General features: G+C 58.1%; 15 protein-coding genes and 1 pseudogene. 5 read left to right on the top strand and 11 right to left on the bottom strand.

The genetic code is table 11. The annotated features are described in order from the left end of the window. Nucleotides 1–114: pseudogene (locus HBN68_RS22115) on the bottom strand (DUF3833 domain-containing protein); the annotation flags it as partial. 81 nt (nt 115–195) lie between these two features. Then, nucleotides 196–753, bottom strand: coding sequence for a GTP cyclohydrolase I FolE (folE, locus tag HBN68_RS05395; RefSeq protein ID WP_094992936.1), 558 nt, complete (start codon nt 751–753; stop codon nt 196–198). Nucleotides 754–1,066: 313 nt separating this feature from the next. On the opposite strand from folE, the gene HBN68_RS05390 reads away from it, so the two are divergent. Further along, nucleotides 1,067–1,888 (top strand): SDR family oxidoreductase, encoded by an 822-nt coding sequence (locus HBN68_RS05390; protein ID WP_169963033.1) that lies wholly within the window; start codon nt 1,067–1,069, stop codon nt 1,886–1,888. 355 nt (nt 1,889–2,243) lie between these two features. Here HBN68_RS05390 and HBN68_RS05385 read toward each other — a convergent pair whose 3' ends face one another. Continuing rightward, nucleotides 2,244–3,137: a LysR family transcriptional regulator gene (locus HBN68_RS05385; RefSeq protein ID WP_094992934.1), complete on the bottom strand. Its 894-nt coding sequence runs from the start codon at nt 3,135–3,137 to the stop codon at nt 2,244–2,246. A 128-nt stretch (nt 3,138–3,265) separates the two neighbouring features. Between HBN68_RS05385 and HBN68_RS05380 the strand changes: the two genes are divergently transcribed. Further along, the gene (locus HBN68_RS05380; RefSeq protein WP_094992933.1) at nt 3,266–4,453 is read left to right on the top strand and encodes an MFS transporter; all 1,188 of its coding nucleotides are present in this window, start codon (nt 3,266–3,268) and stop codon (nt 4,451–4,453) included. A gap of 477 nt (nt 4,454–4,930) precedes the next feature. On the opposite strand, the gene HBN68_RS05375 is transcribed toward HBN68_RS05380, so the two are convergent. Together HBN68_RS05375 and HBN68_RS05370 are read right to left on the bottom strand one after the other, a co-directional pair. Then, nucleotides 4,931–5,701, bottom strand: a complete 771-nt coding sequence (locus HBN68_RS05375) for a class II aldolase/adducin family protein (RefSeq protein ID WP_169963031.1) — start codon at nt 5,699–5,701, stop codon at nt 4,931–4,933. 40 nt (nt 5,702–5,741) lie between these two features. Beyond that, nucleotides 5,742–6,578 (bottom strand): TauD/TfdA family dioxygenase, encoded by an 837-nt coding sequence (locus tag HBN68_RS05370; RefSeq protein WP_094992931.1) that lies wholly within the window; start codon nt 6,576–6,578, stop codon nt 5,742–5,744. 236 nt (nt 6,579–6,814) lie between these two features. On the opposite strand from HBN68_RS05370, the gene HBN68_RS05365 reads away from it, so the two are divergent. After that, entirely contained in the window at nt 6,815–7,483 is a 669-nt protein-coding gene (locus HBN68_RS05365; RefSeq protein ID WP_169963029.1) for a TetR/AcrR family transcriptional regulator, read from the top strand. Nucleotides 7,484–7,492: 9 nt separating this feature from the next. Here the strand turns inward: HBN68_RS05365 and HBN68_RS05360 are convergent, their stop codons facing one another. Beyond that, complete coding sequence (locus HBN68_RS05360) at nt 7,493–7,765, bottom strand: hypothetical protein (protein ID WP_169963027.1); 273 nt, start codon at nt 7,763–7,765, stop codon at nt 7,493–7,495. Between the two features lie 131 nt (nt 7,766–7,896). Next, nucleotides 7,897–8,610: a murein L,D-transpeptidase catalytic domain family protein gene (locus HBN68_RS05355; RefSeq protein ID WP_094992928.1), complete on the bottom strand. Its 714-nt coding sequence runs from the start codon at nt 8,608–8,610 to the stop codon at nt 7,897–7,899. Nucleotides 8,611–8,736: 126 nt separating this feature from the next. On the opposite strand from HBN68_RS05355, the gene HBN68_RS05350 reads away from it, so the two are divergent. After that, nucleotides 8,737–10,305, top strand: coding sequence for a L,D-transpeptidase family protein (locus HBN68_RS05350; protein WP_169963025.1), 1,569 nt, complete (start codon nt 8,737–8,739; stop codon nt 10,303–10,305). A 110-nt stretch (nt 10,306–10,415) separates the two neighbouring features. Beyond that, nucleotides 10,416–11,498, top strand: coding sequence for a nitronate monooxygenase (locus HBN68_RS05345; RefSeq protein WP_094992926.1), 1,083 nt, complete (start codon nt 10,416–10,418; stop codon nt 11,496–11,498). Here HBN68_RS05345 and HBN68_RS05340 read toward each other — a convergent pair whose 3' ends face one another. The 4 genes from HBN68_RS05340 to HBN68_RS05325 form a co-directional block, all read right to left on the bottom strand. Beyond that, the gene (locus HBN68_RS05340) at nt 11,499–12,812 is read right to left on the bottom strand and encodes an MFS transporter (protein WP_169963023.1); all 1,314 of its coding nucleotides are present in this window, start codon (nt 12,810–12,812) and stop codon (nt 11,499–11,501) included. A 71-nt stretch (nt 12,813–12,883) separates the two neighbouring features. Beyond that, nucleotides 12,884–13,906, bottom strand: a complete 1,023-nt coding sequence (dmpG, locus tag HBN68_RS05335; protein ID WP_094992924.1) for a 4-hydroxy-2-oxovalerate aldolase — start codon at nt 13,904–13,906, stop codon at nt 12,884–12,886. A 10-nt stretch (nt 13,907–13,916) separates the two neighbouring features. Next, nucleotides 13,917–14,846, bottom strand: coding sequence for an acetaldehyde dehydrogenase (acetylating) (locus HBN68_RS05330; protein ID WP_169963060.1), 930 nt, complete (start codon nt 14,844–14,846; stop codon nt 13,917–13,919). 22 nt (nt 14,847–14,868) lie between these two features. Further along, nucleotides 14,869–15,660: a fumarylacetoacetate hydrolase family protein gene (locus HBN68_RS05325; RefSeq protein ID WP_094992923.1), complete on the bottom strand. Its 792-nt coding sequence runs from the start codon at nt 15,658–15,660 to the stop codon at nt 14,869–14,871. Nucleotides 15,661–15,700 lie beyond the last annotated feature (40 nt).

The following is a 15,700-nucleotide window of genomic DNA, read 5'->3' as shown; positions in this document are numbered from 1 at the left end:
GAAAAAATGCTCCAGATTCAACGCCGGTTGCTGATCCGCATACCGGGCAACATCCACACTGGTACAGCTCGTGACGCTGAGTACCATTGCCAGTAACAGCAGAAATCGGGTCATTGCCTTAATCCCTAAAGTACACAAGTGTGAGGATGAAGTTTCGAGCGATGCAGCTGTACAGTTTGCAGTCAGTGTATAAGTTTATCGTCGTCCGATGAGCTGTAGGAATTCCTGCCTCGTCGTCGAACTATCACGGAAGTTGCCCAGCATTACGGAGGTAGTCATGACCGAATTCTGCTTCTCTACGCCGCGCATCATCATGCACATGTGCCTAGCTTCAATGACCACGGCCACACCGGCGGCATCAGTAATCTGCTGGATAGCTTCAGCAATCTGCCGGGTAAGGTTTTCTTGGATCTGTAGGCGACGTGCGAACATATCAACCACTCGCGCGACCTTCGACAGCCCCAGGACTCTGCCGGTGGGGATGTACGCCACATGCGCCTTGCCGATGAAGGGCAACATGTGATGCTCACACAAGGAATAAAGCTCGATGTCCCTGACGATCACCATTTCATCGCTCTGCGACTCGAATAAGGCTCCGTTAGTGACGTCTTCTAGGCTCAACGTGTAGCCATTGCACAGGTACTGCATTGCTTTGGCGGCACGCTTGGGCGTGTCTAACAAGCCCTCGCGCTCGGGGTTTTCACCGAGACCGACGAGAATTTCCCGGTAATGGCTGGCTAATAGTGGGTTCATTCAATTTCTCGCGGTTGGGCTATGAGTGTGTGCAAATCCATAGTCAAATAGTTATACAGGAAAAAATTCTTGTATAGGTTTGTTTAAGGTAGGCTGAAAAAAATCACCTGACAATGAATTGGCAATCTTTTTTTTGCAGATGCGAAAACCTCATTTCTCGTTTGCCCAATGACTGACCCTGCCTGGCCCAGCTTTTCAGGTTTCGCGGCATTCGGTTATGGAATAGCCTCTTTGCCAAGCGTGAGCATGGGATAGGGCATTGGCTGATTATTACGGGCTCTGAACACGCTTAATCATGGAGATATCATCATTTATGGAAAATAAACTGGTTTCCAAGACAGCGGTCGTCACCGGCGCGGCTCAAGGCATCGGCGCCGCCATTGCAAGGCTCTTTGTGCAAGAAGGTTGCTTCGTTTACGTCACTGATATTAACGACGATCTTGGTAATGCGGTTGCAAGCTCGTTGGGTAGTAGCGCCTGCTTTCAGCGTCTGGATGTGCGGCGTGAAGAGGATTGGCAACGATTGGCCACGCAGATTACAAATCAAGGCCGGAATTGGAATATCCTCGTGAATAACGCGGGCATCACCGGATTCGAGAGCGGCGCTGAGCGACATGACCCGGAACATGCAAGGCTGGAAGATTGGCGTTCCGTGCATCAAACTAATCTCGACGGAGTATTCCTCGGATGCAAATACGCCATTCGCTCCATGCGCCAGTCAGGAGCCGGTTCCATCGTCAACATTTCCTCTCGCTCCGGCCTCGTTGGCACTCCAGGGGCTGCAGCGTATGCGTCGTCCAAAGCTGCCGTTCGCAATCACACTAAAACAGTGGCGCTTTACTGCGCCGAACAAGGACTGAGCGTTCGATGCAACTCGATTCATCCGGCGGCCATCCTTACTCCCATGTGGGAACCCATGTTAGGTAGCGATGCCGGTCGCGAAGAGCGAATGGCTGCGCTGGTTCGAGACACTCCGCTCAGGCGATTCGGTATGCCTGAAGAAGTGGCCGCTCTGGCCTTGTTGCTCGCGTCGGATGACGCTACGTACATCACGGGCAGCGAGTTCAATATTGATGGTGGTTTGTTGGCTGGGACGGCTGCGACTCCGGCAGTCCTGGACGACAGCGAAACCTAGGACATTAAGATCGCGCCTGCGAAAGACAGTTTTTGACCGATTGTGTTGAAAAAGTCGATCCTTCCAGGCTGCACACGTATTGATTGCTGCAAATGCATTTTTTAAGCGCAGCTACGCCAAATCTGCCCCCGAAACCCTTTGTTCAAAGTAAAGATTTCAATTTCAAACGCGTACTTTTCTGCATTGGAAAGCATGGCCGACTGTTTTCAACAGAATCGGCCAAAAGCGGACATTAACGGATGGCTTAATTTAGTTATGGTTTTTGTACTTAATAGCGCTGGGATTATCTTTTTTGCAACGCGCTGCACTGCTCAGGCTTCAGACCAACTGTATCTACACCAAAAGGCTGTCCCGTCTACACAGCTTTGCGCAATGCATTGGCAACCAGTGTAAAGGCGGGGGACGGTTGTCGACGGCTGGGGTAATACAAATAGTAGCCAGAGAACGGTGGGCACCAATCTTCCAGCACCCGCTCCAGCCTACCTTCACGCAGGTGCGGCTCAAACTCTTCTTCTGGCAGGTACGCGATGCCCAGCCCGGCCAAGGCCGCATCTACGATATGGCTGGACGTGTTGAAAATAAGCTGGCCGTTTACACGCACGTTCACCTGCTTGCCTCGCTGCTCAAAGTCCCATACATAAAGCCCGCCAGATGTCTGCATACGCTGGTTGATACAGCTATGGTTCATCAGGTCGCGCGGGTTTTCGGGAATGCCACGGCTGGCAAAGTACTCTGGCACGGCGACAGCAGCCATCCGCAATTGCGGGCCTATCGGAACTGCGATCATGTCTTTGTCGATGGTGTCGCCCAGGCGCACACCTGCATCAAAACGATCCGCCACAATGTCCCTGAATCCGTAACTCACGTCGAACTCAACGTTGATGTCCGGGTATTCGTGGAGCAGCGCAGATAGTTTGGGTAGCAACGTGGTGCGCAGAACATGATCGCCGCAGGTGATACGTACGGTGCCCGCAGGCTTGTCGCGCATTTGCGTCAGGTTATCCAGTTCCGCCTCAATCTCATCGAAGCGATTACCGATCGCTTGCAGCAGCCGCTCGCCCGCGACAGTCGGCGAGACGCTGCGGGTGGTGCGCGTCAGCAACCTGATTTGCAGGCGCGATTCCAGACCTCTGATGGCCTGGCTCAGTGCCGACTGGGTAACTCCCAGTATCCCGGCGGCACGGGTGAAGCTGCCTTCACGCGCCACTGTCACGAATGAAAGCAGATCGTTGAGGTTTCCTCTGACCATGGTACGCAGCACCTTATGCAGCTATTGATTAGCTCAACTTATAGCCTTGTTAAGCATTCATTAGCTAGTCGCGTGAGTATTCGTTCGCCACCATGACCGGCATGAATACGATTAGTCGCGAGGACCCAATGGCCACTGTTTCAACCAGCAACGAGGCTCCTGCCTACTGGAGCGGGGTCTTTGCAATGACGCTGTGTGTTTTCGCCCTGATCGCTTCTGAATTCATGCCTGCCAGCCTGCTGACGCCGATAGCCCTTGATCTTCAGGTTAGCGAAGGGATGACCGGGCAAGGCATTGCGATTTCGGGGGCATTTGCCGTGCTAACTAGCCTGTCGATCTCGTGGCTTGCCAGAACCCTCGATCGCAAGCTGTTGCTGATGGCACTGGCCGGGTTGATGGCCGTCTCGGGCTTGATCGTCGGGCTGGCCCCCGACTATCAAACTTACATGGTCGGCCGTGCGCTCATCGGTGTGGTCATTGGCGGTTTCTGGGCGATGTCCGCGGCGACGGCTATGCGCTTGGTACCCGCCCCGCAGGTTCCGAAAGCACTAGCCATCTTCAACGGCGGTAACGCGCTGGCTACCGTAATTGCCGCACCGTTGGGCAGTTATTTGGGCTCGATTATTGGCTGGCGCGGTGCTTTTCTTTGTGTAGTGCCCATCGCGGCGATTGCTCTGACCTGGATGTACATCAGCCTCCCGCCCATGAAGGTGGGACCGCGTAGAACGGAATCAGGGAACGTGTTCAAGCTGTTAAAGAATCGTTCAGTGGCACTGGGTATGGTCGGTTGCGGAGCCTTCTTCATGGGGCAGTTTGCGCTATTCACCTACCTGCGGCCCTTCCTTGAAACGGTAACGCGCGTCGATGTATCCATGCTGTCGTTGATCTTACTGGTGATCGGCTCGACAGGCTTTATCGGTACCTTGATTATCGGCCGATTTCTAAGGCGCAGCCTGTTCCAGACATTAATAGTCATTCCGGTCTTGATGGCCTTGATCGCTCTGGCACTGATCCCTTTTGGCCACTCGACCTTCGTTGTTGGTGCACTGCTGGGGTTATGGGGACTGTTGGCGACTGCGGCCCCGGTGGGCTGGTGGAGTTGGGTAGCACAGGCGATGCCAAATAATGCCGAGGCTGGAGGCGGCCTGATGGTAGCCGTGATTCAACTGTCCATTGCTCTGGGCTCAACCGTGGGTGGACTGCTGTTCGATAGTCACGGCTATCAGCGCACGTTTTTCGCTAGTGCAATCGTGCTGCTGCTGGGGGCAGCGGTGACGGTACTGACGTCACATGCAACATCCTCTAGAGTCCCTTGAGTTACGCAACGTTCCAGGAGAATGGTTATGACCGGGAGCATTCACCCGTCGCAAATGCCTAGCAGCGCGAAAGCTGGAGCAAGCGGCCACTTCGTTGGCTTGGTGTGCTGTATTCAGCTCTCGTGCTTGGCAGTTACATCTTAATGAATGATGCCGCGTCGGCGTCTTCGATTACGGAGAAATCTCGCATGTGGATGACCGTCGGCGAGCATAGGCTGGAGATGTCTATGGCGCCGGGGGCAGTCCATTTAAGGCAAAAGGGTGTCTAGGAAACCCGGGGCGATTCATGTTGAAGCCCTGCGAGTTCCTTTTTCACTGACCGCACCTTGGTGACAGCCCCCCCCCCCCGCAAGCTTGACCCTCGGGGAAGGTTTGCGATCAGTGTGCAGCGAGCGCGGCAGTCTTCATAAAAGCCCTGCCACGCGCTTTGAGATTCCCGCTCAAGCAGCAGGAAGGGCACTGTTTGGCCGCCAACTGTTATTCAAGGACTCCGGGGTCGCGCCGTATCTCTTCGCGCGCCATGGCTTCCCACAAAAACGGAAACCCATTGGCGTCGGTACGCTTGCCGGTGGCCAAGGCTACGTTTGAGGGCAAGGGGCTGCCACCACCTAGCGTCTCTACATGCCATGCCAAACGGCTGCGCCATTCCAAGGTAATCGCTCGCAAGTGCGCCTGACGAATGCCATTGGCGACGATCAACACACCATGATTTGCGAGCATTGCCCATTTTTGCGAGCCCAATGCGTCCACCACGGCGCGGCCCAGATCAGCGTCTTCAACCGTGCCACGGTACTCGTCATAGAGCACAGGGTCTGTGTCGACCAATGCGGATGTCTGGTCATAAATCGGCGGGATACGGCCTGCGGCTGACCAGATCGAGCCCCATTGCGGGTGATTGTGGATGACCACCCCCACATCGTGGCGGGCAGCGTGCACCTCGATGTGCAGGTTGATTGCCGGGGTAATGTTCCAGTCGCCTTCGATCACTTGGCCTTGCGCATCGAGCCGCACGATGTCCGAAGCGGTTACTTCTGACCACGTCAATTCCCAAGGGTTGGCAAGGTAAGTGCCGTCATCCTGGCGCACAGTGATGTGGCCAGCAATGTGATCGTTGTAACCTTCTCGGGACAAAACCCGGCACAGCAGCGCAACGGTTTGCCGGGCGGTCAGCTCGGGTAGCAGGGCGTGACGGCCTGGCCGTGGGATGTAGCGGGCGAGCATGTCGTAATTAAGCGTGTCCTTTAACATGACGGCTTCCTTCTTCTGAACGGCGATGCTAAGCAATGGTTTATCCATGACGGGCGTGGGCAAACACCGAAGTGCGTTGCATGCGTCGTTGATGCGGTTTGTAATCCAGGATGGCGTTGTGGAGTACGCTGCGGTTGTCCCAGAGCACCATGTCACCGACCGTCCAGCGGTGGCGAAAGCCGAATTGCACGTGCTGGCAATGTGCATGCAAGTAAGCAAGCACCGCCTCGCTTTCGGTGCTGGCGAGGCCTTCAATGTGGGTGGTGTAGGTCGGGCTGAGGTACAGCGCCTGGCGTCCTGAAATGGGGTGTCTGATGACCAGAGGGTGGAGGTGCCGCCGGTTCATGCTGACGACCTCCAGATAGCGTTCATGTGTGACGACGTTCTGGCGCAGGGCGGCCGTGATAGGCGCGTTCATGTCGTGCCAGGCACTCAGTCCCTCGAGGTAGTGCTTCATGCGTTCAGACAACGCCTCGTAGGCGGTGGTCATACTGACCCAGCAGGTGTCACCGCCGGTAGGCGGCAGTATCTGGGCATGGGTCATGGTGACGACAGGCGGGTGGGGCAAAAAGCTTTCGTCGTGATGCCACATGTCAGCCCTGTCGCCCAGCTTGGAGTCGATCACCGTAATTTCTTCAAAACCGTTGCCCAGATTGGGGTAAAACGTGTGGACTTCGGGCTCCCCGAAATACCGTGCGATGGCCAGATGTTGTTCGGGTTTCAGCCCGGGGGCATGCAGCACGATAACTTCATGTTTGATAAGAGCGGCTTCAAGGGCCTCCAATGTCTGCGGCAAAACGACAGAAGAAAGATCCAGATCGACGACTTCGCCTCCCAGATGTGGACCCAGGGGCAATACAGTGAACGTTGAAGACATAAACAATCTCCTGGCAGGGCGCCAACACCTGAGCGGATCAAGCGCATGGCGACACGTTTAGATGTTGTCGGATCGACCGCAATGATCATACTGAGGGCACCCGCGTTGAGATATTCGCATTCCAGAACACCCTTTACGTTTGTCTAACGTGCTGATTTACATAGGTTAATTGGATTTCATGCGGATGCTGAGAAGGTCGGGCTCGGATTTCCATACAAGAACAGGCACACAACATAATGGACCTGATAACAACACAGCAGGCGCTTCCGGCTTTACGCAAGCGACCCTCCCAGTCGCGCTCACGTGCACTGGTCGAAGCGGTAGAGCAGGCGTGTTTGCGGATTCTCGATGAATCCGGGGAGGACTCGCTCACCGTGGCCCGCATTGCAGACGTTTCCGGCGTCGCAGTCGGCTCGATCTATCAATACTTTCCCAACAAGGACGCCATCATTGCCCTGCTGTACGAACGTGTACTCGACCAAGAGGCCGAACAACTCTTGAGGGTGCGTGAGCGGCTACGGGGCGTACCGTTGAAATCGGCACTGCGGGAAATTCTCGGAAATATCGTGCGTGTTGAAACGCGCCTGTTCAAATTGAACAAGGCTTTTCACTTGCGGTACCACTCGGCCCTGCACTTGGGCATGTGGCGCGGGCCCTACAAGACGGCAGGGGAGTTTATCGAGGCGACCTGGCTGCCACTTTTGACGATGTATAAAAGTGAGATCACAACACCGCATCCGGAATTGGCCGCGTACCTGCTCGGCCAAGGATTGCGCGAGGTCATCCGTGGCGTACTGCAAGACATACCGGAGCAGCTGGAGTCGACGGCTCTGCAGGACAGTCTGCTGGCAATGGCCATGGGCTGCCTGCGTCCATGCACGTTTGGCTTGAGCAGCAGGCAATAGCGCTAAGCGTTATTGCTGCAGCTGGTATTTCGCTTTGAGCGTGGGGTGGACCTTGAGGGTGTCATCAGCTGCCCACTCCCATTGGCTGTCCAGTTCCTGAGCCACTGACTCAAGGCTCACACCGGGCTGTAATGCGCAGTAAGTTTGCTTGGGCTCGAAATACAAGGTGGGGTTTTCGAGGGCACTGTGAGCCTCGGTCACGAGTGCGAGGGCATCTTCTATGCCTGCAACGTCTAGAACGCTGGCCTGACCGGCCTGTTCGAACTTCAATACAAATGTCACTACAGCGTTCCTTGTCGAGTGGAACCTCGCTACGAGGCGCCATGTTAATGACAGCTCGTAGCGTAGTCTCTTAGCGGAAGGTCTGTAGTACTAATTGCTGCGCTAGCCTGGGAATGGCTGAACGCTGTTTCTCAACTGCCTTTTGCCGAGACGATGCTGGCAACCAGCCGAGGCTGGCAGTTGAGGTAAGCCGAGGACTGGAGCCAACGCTTGTCGGGGTACCACGCGAACATGAACTGTCCGTCCTTGAGTTTGTCTACCACTTTACGCGCCACTTGCGGCCGAACCGCTGGGCAGCCCTGGCTGCGGCCGATGCGGCCCTGGCGCTCGCTCCAGAGCGGATTCACATAGCTGGCGGCATGAATCACGATGGCCCGGTCGCGTGCCCGGTCATTGATGCCAGGCTCAAGGCCATCCATGCGCAGTGAATAGCCATGGGTGCCTTTGTAACTTTCTTGAGTGCGGAACAAGCCCAGGCTGGACTGGTAGCTGCCTTCGTCATTGGAAAATTGGGTGGCGAAGTTTTCCCCGGAGTTTTGCCCGTGAGCGACCAGATCGCGTAATACCAGGCGCTTGCTTTGCAGGTCGAAGATCCACAAGCGGCGCGCAGTAGATGGCTGCGAGTAGTCAATCACTGCCAGATGCCGAGCCTGGCTGGCGCCATTGTTCACGGCGCATTGCATGGCGCTGATGGCACTTTTTAGTGCTTGGGGATTGAGTTCTGGTGCTGCCTGGGCGAGGCTGTTGAACAGTACCGGTGTAGAGGGGCTGGCGGCGAACACAGGGCTGGTAAACAGGCCCACGGTCGCGGCGGCCAGACAAAGCCGTCGCAGGAAAGTCAGCATAGGTCTAGGGTTCTCACTGTTGTATAGGCTCCAAATGCCCCGTCCAGACAGGTGCTGACCTGTGCAACGTCGACGGGTGATACGGTTATCCATCAACCATGATGGCCATGGATTGGAGTAAAGCAGTTGATCAAAAAACACGCATGTTACTTGAGCATTGCTTTGCTCGCAGCGCCATTGGTCGCTCTGGCCGATGAGGTGCCCGTTGATCCGGCGACGATGATTGAGGTCGCGCTGACGGATTTGCCCCGCGAGTGTCCTGCGCTGGCCCCACGCATTAACGCGCCGGCTCAGCAGTTATTGCAGGCGTTTTACCAAGGTCAGCACTTTCAACCGGTGTGGTCGGTGGATGGGCGTCTTGCGGCGTTGCAGGCCGAACTGCCCACGTTGGCCGATGATGGCCTGGACCCGGCGCACTACCCGTTGCCCAACGATCAGGGCTTATGCGCCGACATCGATACCAGCTTTCAATACTTGCAAGCCCTGCAGGATCTGCATTTTGGTCGTTTGAACCAATCGCGTTTCGAGCCGGTCTGGCACTCCGGCGATGAACTGCCTGATCGGCAGACCCCGATTCTGGCAATTGCCGGGCCGGGCCTGCAGGACATAGGCAGCGCATTTGACAAGGCGCGCCCTGCGCTGGAACGCTACCAGAACCTGCGCAAGGTGTACGCCCGTGAACGCTTGCAGCCGCTGCCTCACTGGCCTGTGGTGGGGCAGGGGCAACTGCTCAAACCCGGCATGCAGGATGCGCGGGTGCCTGTGTTGGCAGAACGAATGCTGAGCGAGGGGTACCTGAGCCACATGCCCACGCTGACGAACAATACCTACGGGCCGGAACTGGCCGCTGCCGTAAAGAGTTTTCAGCGTGATCATTCGCTTCAAGCCGATGGCGTCATCGGGCCGGGCACTCTGAAGGAGATGAATGTCAGTGCGCAAGCGCGCCGGGATCAATTACGCATCAATCTGGAGCGTTTTCGCTGGATGGCTCAGGACTTCGAGCCCACCAGTCTTCTGGTCAACGTCCCGGCCGCGTTGCTGATGGTCTACCAAAATGGCATGCCTGTCTGGCAAACCCGTACCCAAGTGGGCAGGCCGGACCGGCAAACGCCGTTGCTCAAATCCCGTGTCACACGCTTGACCCTCAACCCGACCTGGACCATCCCGCCGACCATTTTCAAGCAGGACAAACTGCCGCAAATCCGCCGCGATCAATCGTACCTGGCGCGCCATGACCTGCAAGTGCTCGACAGCAGCGGTCGGCAGCTTTCACCTCAAGAGGTCAACTGGGAACGTCCGGGCAATATCTTGCTGCGTCAGGGCGCAGGTCCGCGCAATCCATTGGGCAAGATCGTGGTGCGGTTCCCCAATCCGTTCGCCGTGTATCTGCACGACACCCCGAGTCAGGCACTGTTCAGCAAAGCCCCGCGCGCTTTCAGTTCAGGGTGTGTACGGGTTGAATCGGCCTTCGAACTGCGGGACTGGCTGGTCAGCCCTTCGGAAAAAGCCCGCACTGAAGAATTACTCAGCACCGGGCGCACCTATGAGTTCCGACTGGAACAGCCCATGCCGATCTTAATGACGTACTGGACCGCCCAGGCTGACAAGGACGGTAAAGTGACGTATGCGCCCGACGTTTACGATCACGATCCAGCGTTGATTGCGGCCCTGGCCCGTAAATCACCCGTCAACTGACGGGCTTCGCAAGCGGCCAAAGGGGTGTACAGCACCCCTTTTCACCGGCCACACACCTTCGACCCCCGACGCAATTTGTCCCCGAGACGACTCACTCAGGAGAGCACTTCATGAACAGCTGGCCAGACTCACGCTTCATTGACGTGGCAGGCATTACGGCCCCGATTATTCAAGCGCCGATGCTGGGGGCGGGCGCGGATATGATGATGGGTGTGGCGAAGGCGGGCGGTTTGGGCTCACTGGCCTGTGCAACCCTCGATCTGGAGACAATTCGCGGCGAAGTGGCCACGTTTCGTGCTGCGTGCGACAAGCCCTTGAACCTGAACTTTTTTTGCCATGTCGCACCTGTAGCCGATGCTGAACGTGCTCAGCACTGGAAGTCGCTATTCAAGGGTTACTACGACGAACTCGGTGCTGACTTTGACGCACCCACGCCCGTCTCCAGCCGCGCGCCTTTCGATGAAGCAACCTGCACCCTCGTCGAGCAGTTGCGACCGGAAATTGTCAGCTTTCACTTCGGTTTACCCGCCCCGGCATTGGTGGCTCGGGTCAAGGCCTGTGGCGCCAAAATATTGAGCTCTGCCACCACGGTCGAGGAGGCGCAGTGGCTCGAACGCCATGGCTGCGATGCGATCATTGCCATGGGTTACGAAGCCGGTGGCCATCGGGCAATGTTTTTGAGCGATGAGCTGACCACCCAGACCGGCACATTTGCATTGGTGCCGCAGATCGTCGATGCAGTCTCAGTCCCGGTGATCGCAGCCGGGGGCATTGCAGACGCACGCGGGATTGCAGCGGCCTTTGCCTTGGGCGCAAGCGCGGTGCAGATCGGTACGGCCTACCTGTTTTGCCCGCAAGCCAAATTGACTCACCCCCACCGGCGGGCGTTGCATGAAGCGAGCTCCAGCCAGACGGCATTGACCAACCTGTTCACCGGGCGCCCCGCACGCGGAATTCTCAATCGGGTGATGCGTGAAGTCGGGCCGATAAACCCTCTGGCTCCGGCTTTTCCCTTGGCTGGAGGTGTGCTGTTGCCGCTCAAGGCCAAAACAGAGCCTCAGGGGTCGGGGGATTTCATCAACCTGTGGGCGGGGCAGGCATTCGCCCTGAGCCCTGGACGGACCCAGGAATTGTCTTCCTATGCGCTCACACACAGGTTGATAAACGATTACGCGAACCGCCGCCCGCTGTAATCAGGCACGTTGGGGAGCATGGACGTAGTGGGTTTGCGCCGCATGGCCTGCGGTGCGAATCAGCAAACCGACCGAGCCTACTACCGGCAAACTGACGAGCAGCAGCGCGTAACGCAGTGACTCGATGCCAAACGCGGGTTGCAGCGCATCGCTAAGCAGCCCCGCCAGCAGGGGGCCAACACCGATGCCCAACAAGGTTGAAATAATGGTCTGCAAAGCCATGGCGGTACCGCGTCGGCTGGCCGGCACCAGTTGCGTTACCAGGTTGTAGGAAGGCGCCACCCACCACACGGCAAAAAAGCTGTAGAGCGCGCACCACAGCATTGCACTGGGGATCGGTACGCTGCCCAGTTGTATGAACACGGTGCCTGGCCACAACAGGTAGGTCACCAGCGCACACAAGGCTGCGAGGTGCCCGATGATAGGAATTGCGACCTGCCAGTGCGGGTTGCGCGGTGTCAGGCGGTCGCTCAGCCAGCCGCTGAACAGAGCACCGATACCGGCAACGCCGCCGCATATAAAACCCGCCAGCAAGCCTGCGTGTTGCAGCGACAAACCGTGGGAGCGCACCAGAAAACTGGTGTTCCACATACCGATGGCATACGAACTCAAGGTGCACAGGCCGCCCGCCATAATCAGGCAGCGGTAGGCCGAGTTGGCCCAGAGTTTGCGCGCCTCACCGCCCAGGCTCTGCAGCGGGTGGGCGGCATGCGCACCGGCCAGATCCCAGCGCCCCCGGGCCGGGTCTTTGACCACAAACGCCAGTACGGTTGAGAACAGCAACGCGGGCAGGCCAATCGCAATAAACGCCGTGCGCCAGCCATAGTGTTCAACCACCCACGCCCCCAGACTGAGCCCGATGACCGCCGAAAAGGTCGGCGCTGCGGTAAAGCAGCTGATCGCAAAAGAGCGGCGGTGGGGCGGGTAAAGGTCGGCAATGATCGACATGGAGGCTGACGTGGTGGGTGACTCGCTCACCGCGACGGCCATGCGCGCCAGTGCCAGCATCCAGAAACTTACCGCCAGCCCGCAGGCCATGGTCGCGATGGCCCACAACAGGCACGCCACGGCCAGCAGGCGGGTGCGCGACATGCGATCGGCCAGACGCCCGGCCGGCAGCCCGAGCAGTGCATAGACACCGGCAAATGCCAGCCCCGATATCAGGCCCAGTGCGGTGTCACCCACGCCGAACTCGCGTTTGATCGGTTCAATCATCACCGCCAGAATCTGCCGCCCGACAAAGTTGTCAGCAAAGACGGCAGCCAGTAATAACAGCAGGCCGTGGCTGCGCCAGCCGACGTGGGTGTTGGACATGGTCGATTCTCTGTGCGCTGAATATCCGGGGCGCTGGCGAACGGCCGCCAGCGCTCGCAACTGCGGGGTGGTCAGGCGCGTTGACGGGCCAGGGTCATGGCGGTGTCTTCGATCATGTCCTCCTGACCGCCGACCATGCCGCGACGCCCCATTTCCACCAGGATCTCCCGCGCGGGGACGCCATATTTCTGCTCGGCGCGTTTGGCGAACAGCAGGAACGACCCATACACCCCGGCATAGCCCATGGTCAGCGCATCGCGATCGCTGCGAATCGGGAAGTCCATGATTGGCACCACCAAGTCTTCGGCTACGTCCTGTATGCCAAACACGCTGACCCCCGTTTCGATGCCCATGCGGTCACACACCGCCACCAGAATCTCCATGGGCGTATTGCCCGCACCTGCACCCAGGCCGGCGGCTGCGGCGTCAATCCGAGTGGCGCCTGCGGCGATAGCGGCGATGGAATTGGACACGCCCATCGACAGGTTGTGATGGCCATGGAAGCCGATTTCTGTGTCCGGGTGCAGCGCGGCCCGCAAGGCACTGACGCGGGCACTGATGTCGTGGGGCAGCATGTACCCGGCGGAGTCGGTGAGGTAAATGCAGTTGGCGCCAAAGCTCTCCATCAGCTTGCCTTGCTTGACCAGCCCTTCGGGGCTGTTCATGTGCGCCATCATCAGGAACCCGACAGTGTCCATGCCCAGCTTGCGGGCGTAGGCGATGTGCTGCTCCGACACGTCGGCTTCGGTGCAATGGGTCGCCACCCGGATCGTGCTAACGCCCAAGTCATGGGCCATTTGCAGGTGATCCACCGTGCCGATGCCGGGCAGCAACAACGCCGACACGTTGGCGTTTTTCATCATCGGGATCACAGCCGACAAGTATTGCTCGTCGGTATGGGCCGGGAAGCCATAGTTCACCGAGCTGCCGCCCAGGCCGTCGCCGTGGGTTACTTCAATCAGTGGCACCCCAGCAGCGTCAAGGCCGCAGGCAATGTCTTTCATCTGTTGCAAGCTGATCTGATGACGCTTGGGGTGCATGCCGTCGCGCAGGCACATGTCATGCACGGTGATTTTTTTGCCGCGAAGGTCCATGGTCGACTCCTTAAGCGAGGGCAGGTTGCGGGGCGGTGGCGCGCAGGTGCAGGTCGCCCGACAGGATTTGTTCGGCAAACATTTCGGCGGTACGTGCCGCTGCCGCAGTCATGATGTCCAGGTTGCCGGCGTACTTGGGCAAGAAGTCGCCCAGGCCTTCGACTTCCATGAAAATCGACACGCGGTTGCCGTCAAACACTGGGCCGTTGACCAGTTTGTACCCCGGTACGTATTGCTGCACTTGGGCGATCATGTGGGCAATCGCTTGGCGAATGGCGGCTTGATCGGGCTCGGTTTCGGTCAGGCAATGCACGGTGTCGCGCATGATCAACGGCGGCTCTGCCGGGTTGACGATGATGATGGCCTTGCCTTTTTTGGCGCCGCCCACCTGCTCGATGGCGCTGGCAGTGGTACGGGTGAATTCGTCGATGTTCTTGCGTGTGCCGGGGCCTACGGATTTGGACGCTGCGGTGGCGATAATTTCGGCATACGCCACGGGCTGAACACTGGACACTGCTGCCACCAGCGGAATGGTTGCCTGCCCGCCGCAAGTGACCATGTTGACATTCATCGCGCCGCGTTCGAGGTTGGCGGCCAGGTTCACCGGCGGTACACAGTAAGGGCCGATGGCGGCTGGTGTGAGGTCGATCATCAACACGCCCATCGCATTGAGCTTGCGGCTGTTTTCGGCATGGACATAGGCCGAGGTCGCGTCAAAGGCAATCTGAATGTTGTCGTTCAGCACATGGGGCAACAAGCCGTCTACGCCCTCACTGGTGGTTTTGAGCCCCATGTCCCGGGCGCGTAGCAACCCTTCGGACGTGGCGTCGATGCCCACCATCCACACCGGTTCCAGCACCTCGCTGCGCAACAGTTTGTAGAGCAGGTCGGTGCCGATGTTGCCGGGCCCGATCAGGGCGCATTTGATCTTTTTGGTCATCATTGAGCTCTCGATCACAGGTTCAGGACACGAAACGCAGACGGGCGCTGCCCAGCCCGCTGAGGGTCAGGCTGACGTCGTCCCCCGGCAGCACGGGTACCAGCGGCGCCAGAGCACCGGAAAGGATGATTTCGCCTTTGCGAAACGGGATGTCGAACTTCCCCAGCGTATTGGCCAGCCACGCTACGGCTTCACACGGGTGCCCCTGCACCGCAGACCCCAAGCCATTGCCCGCGGGTTGACCGTTTTTCAGCAGGTTCAACTGCACCTTGGCCAAGTCCAGCTCACGGGGGTTGATGCGTTCATCACCCAAGGCGAAGACGCCGCACGAGGCGTTGTCGGCCACGGTGTCTTGAATACGGATTTTCCAGTCGACGATGCGCGAGTCGACGATCTCAAAGCACGGGGCAACCCACTGCGTGGCGGCCATTACGTCATCGGCGGTGATGCCCGGACCGTGAAGGTCTTGCCCAAGCATGAAGGCGATTTCGCCTTCGGCCCGGGGTTGCACTAATTGATGGGTTTGAAAACTCACGTCACTGTCATTACCGACCCGCATGCGATCGGTTAAAAAACCGAAGTCGGGTTGATGTACGTCGAGCATGTCTTGCACCGCGCGGCTGGTAACGCCGATTTTTTTACCGACAACCTGTTCCCCCAAGCCTTCACGACGTTGCAGGAAGCGCAGGGAAATGTGGTAGGCCATTTCCAGCGTGAGGTCCGGGTAGCGTTGAGTCAGCGGCGGTACGCTGCGGCGCTCGCGCAGGGCGTGAAACAGCTCATCGCCCAGCGCTTCAATCAGTTTGCTGTCCATATAGGTTCTCTCTGGCCCTGCCGTCGCGGCCTGTACCCGC

This window comes from Pseudomonas sp. WS 5078, from assembly GCF_012985745.1.
Classification (GTDB): Bacteria; Pseudomonadota; Gammaproteobacteria; order Pseudomonadales; family Pseudomonadaceae; genus Aquipseudomonas; species Aquipseudomonas lundensis_A.
The sequence above is the reverse complement of the archived record's forward strand: the minus strand, read 5'-3'. Positions and strand labels throughout refer to the sequence as shown.

Coding starts and splice junctions, on each gene's coding strand:
- folE (WP_094992936.1), bottom strand. CDS start 753: ATGAACCCACTATTAGCCAGCCATTACCGGGAAATTCTCGTCGGTCTC.
- HBN68_RS05390 (WP_169963033.1), top strand. CDS start 1,067: ATGGAAAATAAACTGGTTTCCAAGACAGCGGTCGTCACCGGCGCGGCT.
- HBN68_RS05385 (WP_094992934.1), bottom strand. CDS start 3,137: ATGGTCAGAGGAAACCTCAACGATCTGCTTTCATTCGTGACAGTGGCG.
- HBN68_RS05380 (WP_094992933.1), top strand. CDS start 3,266: ATGGCCACTGTTTCAACCAGCAACGAGGCTCCTGCCTACTGGAGCGGG.
- HBN68_RS05375 (WP_169963031.1), bottom strand. CDS start 5,701: ATGTTAAAGGACACGCTTAATTACGACATGCTCGCCCGCTACATCCCA.
- HBN68_RS05370 (WP_094992931.1), bottom strand. CDS start 6,578: ATGTCTTCAACGTTCACTGTATTGCCCCTGGGTCCACATCTGGGAGGC.
- HBN68_RS05365 (WP_169963029.1), top strand. CDS start 6,815: ATGGACCTGATAACAACACAGCAGGCGCTTCCGGCTTTACGCAAGCGA.
- HBN68_RS05355 (WP_094992928.1), bottom strand. CDS start 8,610: ATGCTGACTTTCCTGCGACGGCTTTGTCTGGCCGCCGCGACCGTGGGC.
- HBN68_RS05345 (WP_094992926.1), top strand. CDS start 10,416: ATGAACAGCTGGCCAGACTCACGCTTCATTGACGTGGCAGGCATTACG.
- HBN68_RS05340 (WP_169963023.1), bottom strand. CDS start 12,812: ATGTCCAACACCCACGTCGGCTGGCGCAGCCACGGCCTGCTGTTATTA.
- dmpG (WP_094992924.1), bottom strand. CDS start 13,906: ATGGACCTTCGCGGCAAAAAAATCACCGTGCATGACATGTGCCTGCGC.
- HBN68_RS05330 (WP_169963060.1), bottom strand. CDS start 14,846: ATGACCAAAAAGATCAAATGCGCCCTGATCGGGCCCGGCAACATCGGC.
- HBN68_RS05325 (WP_094992923.1), bottom strand. CDS start 15,660: ATGGACAGCAAACTGATTGAAGCGCTGGGCGATGAGCTGTTTCACGCC.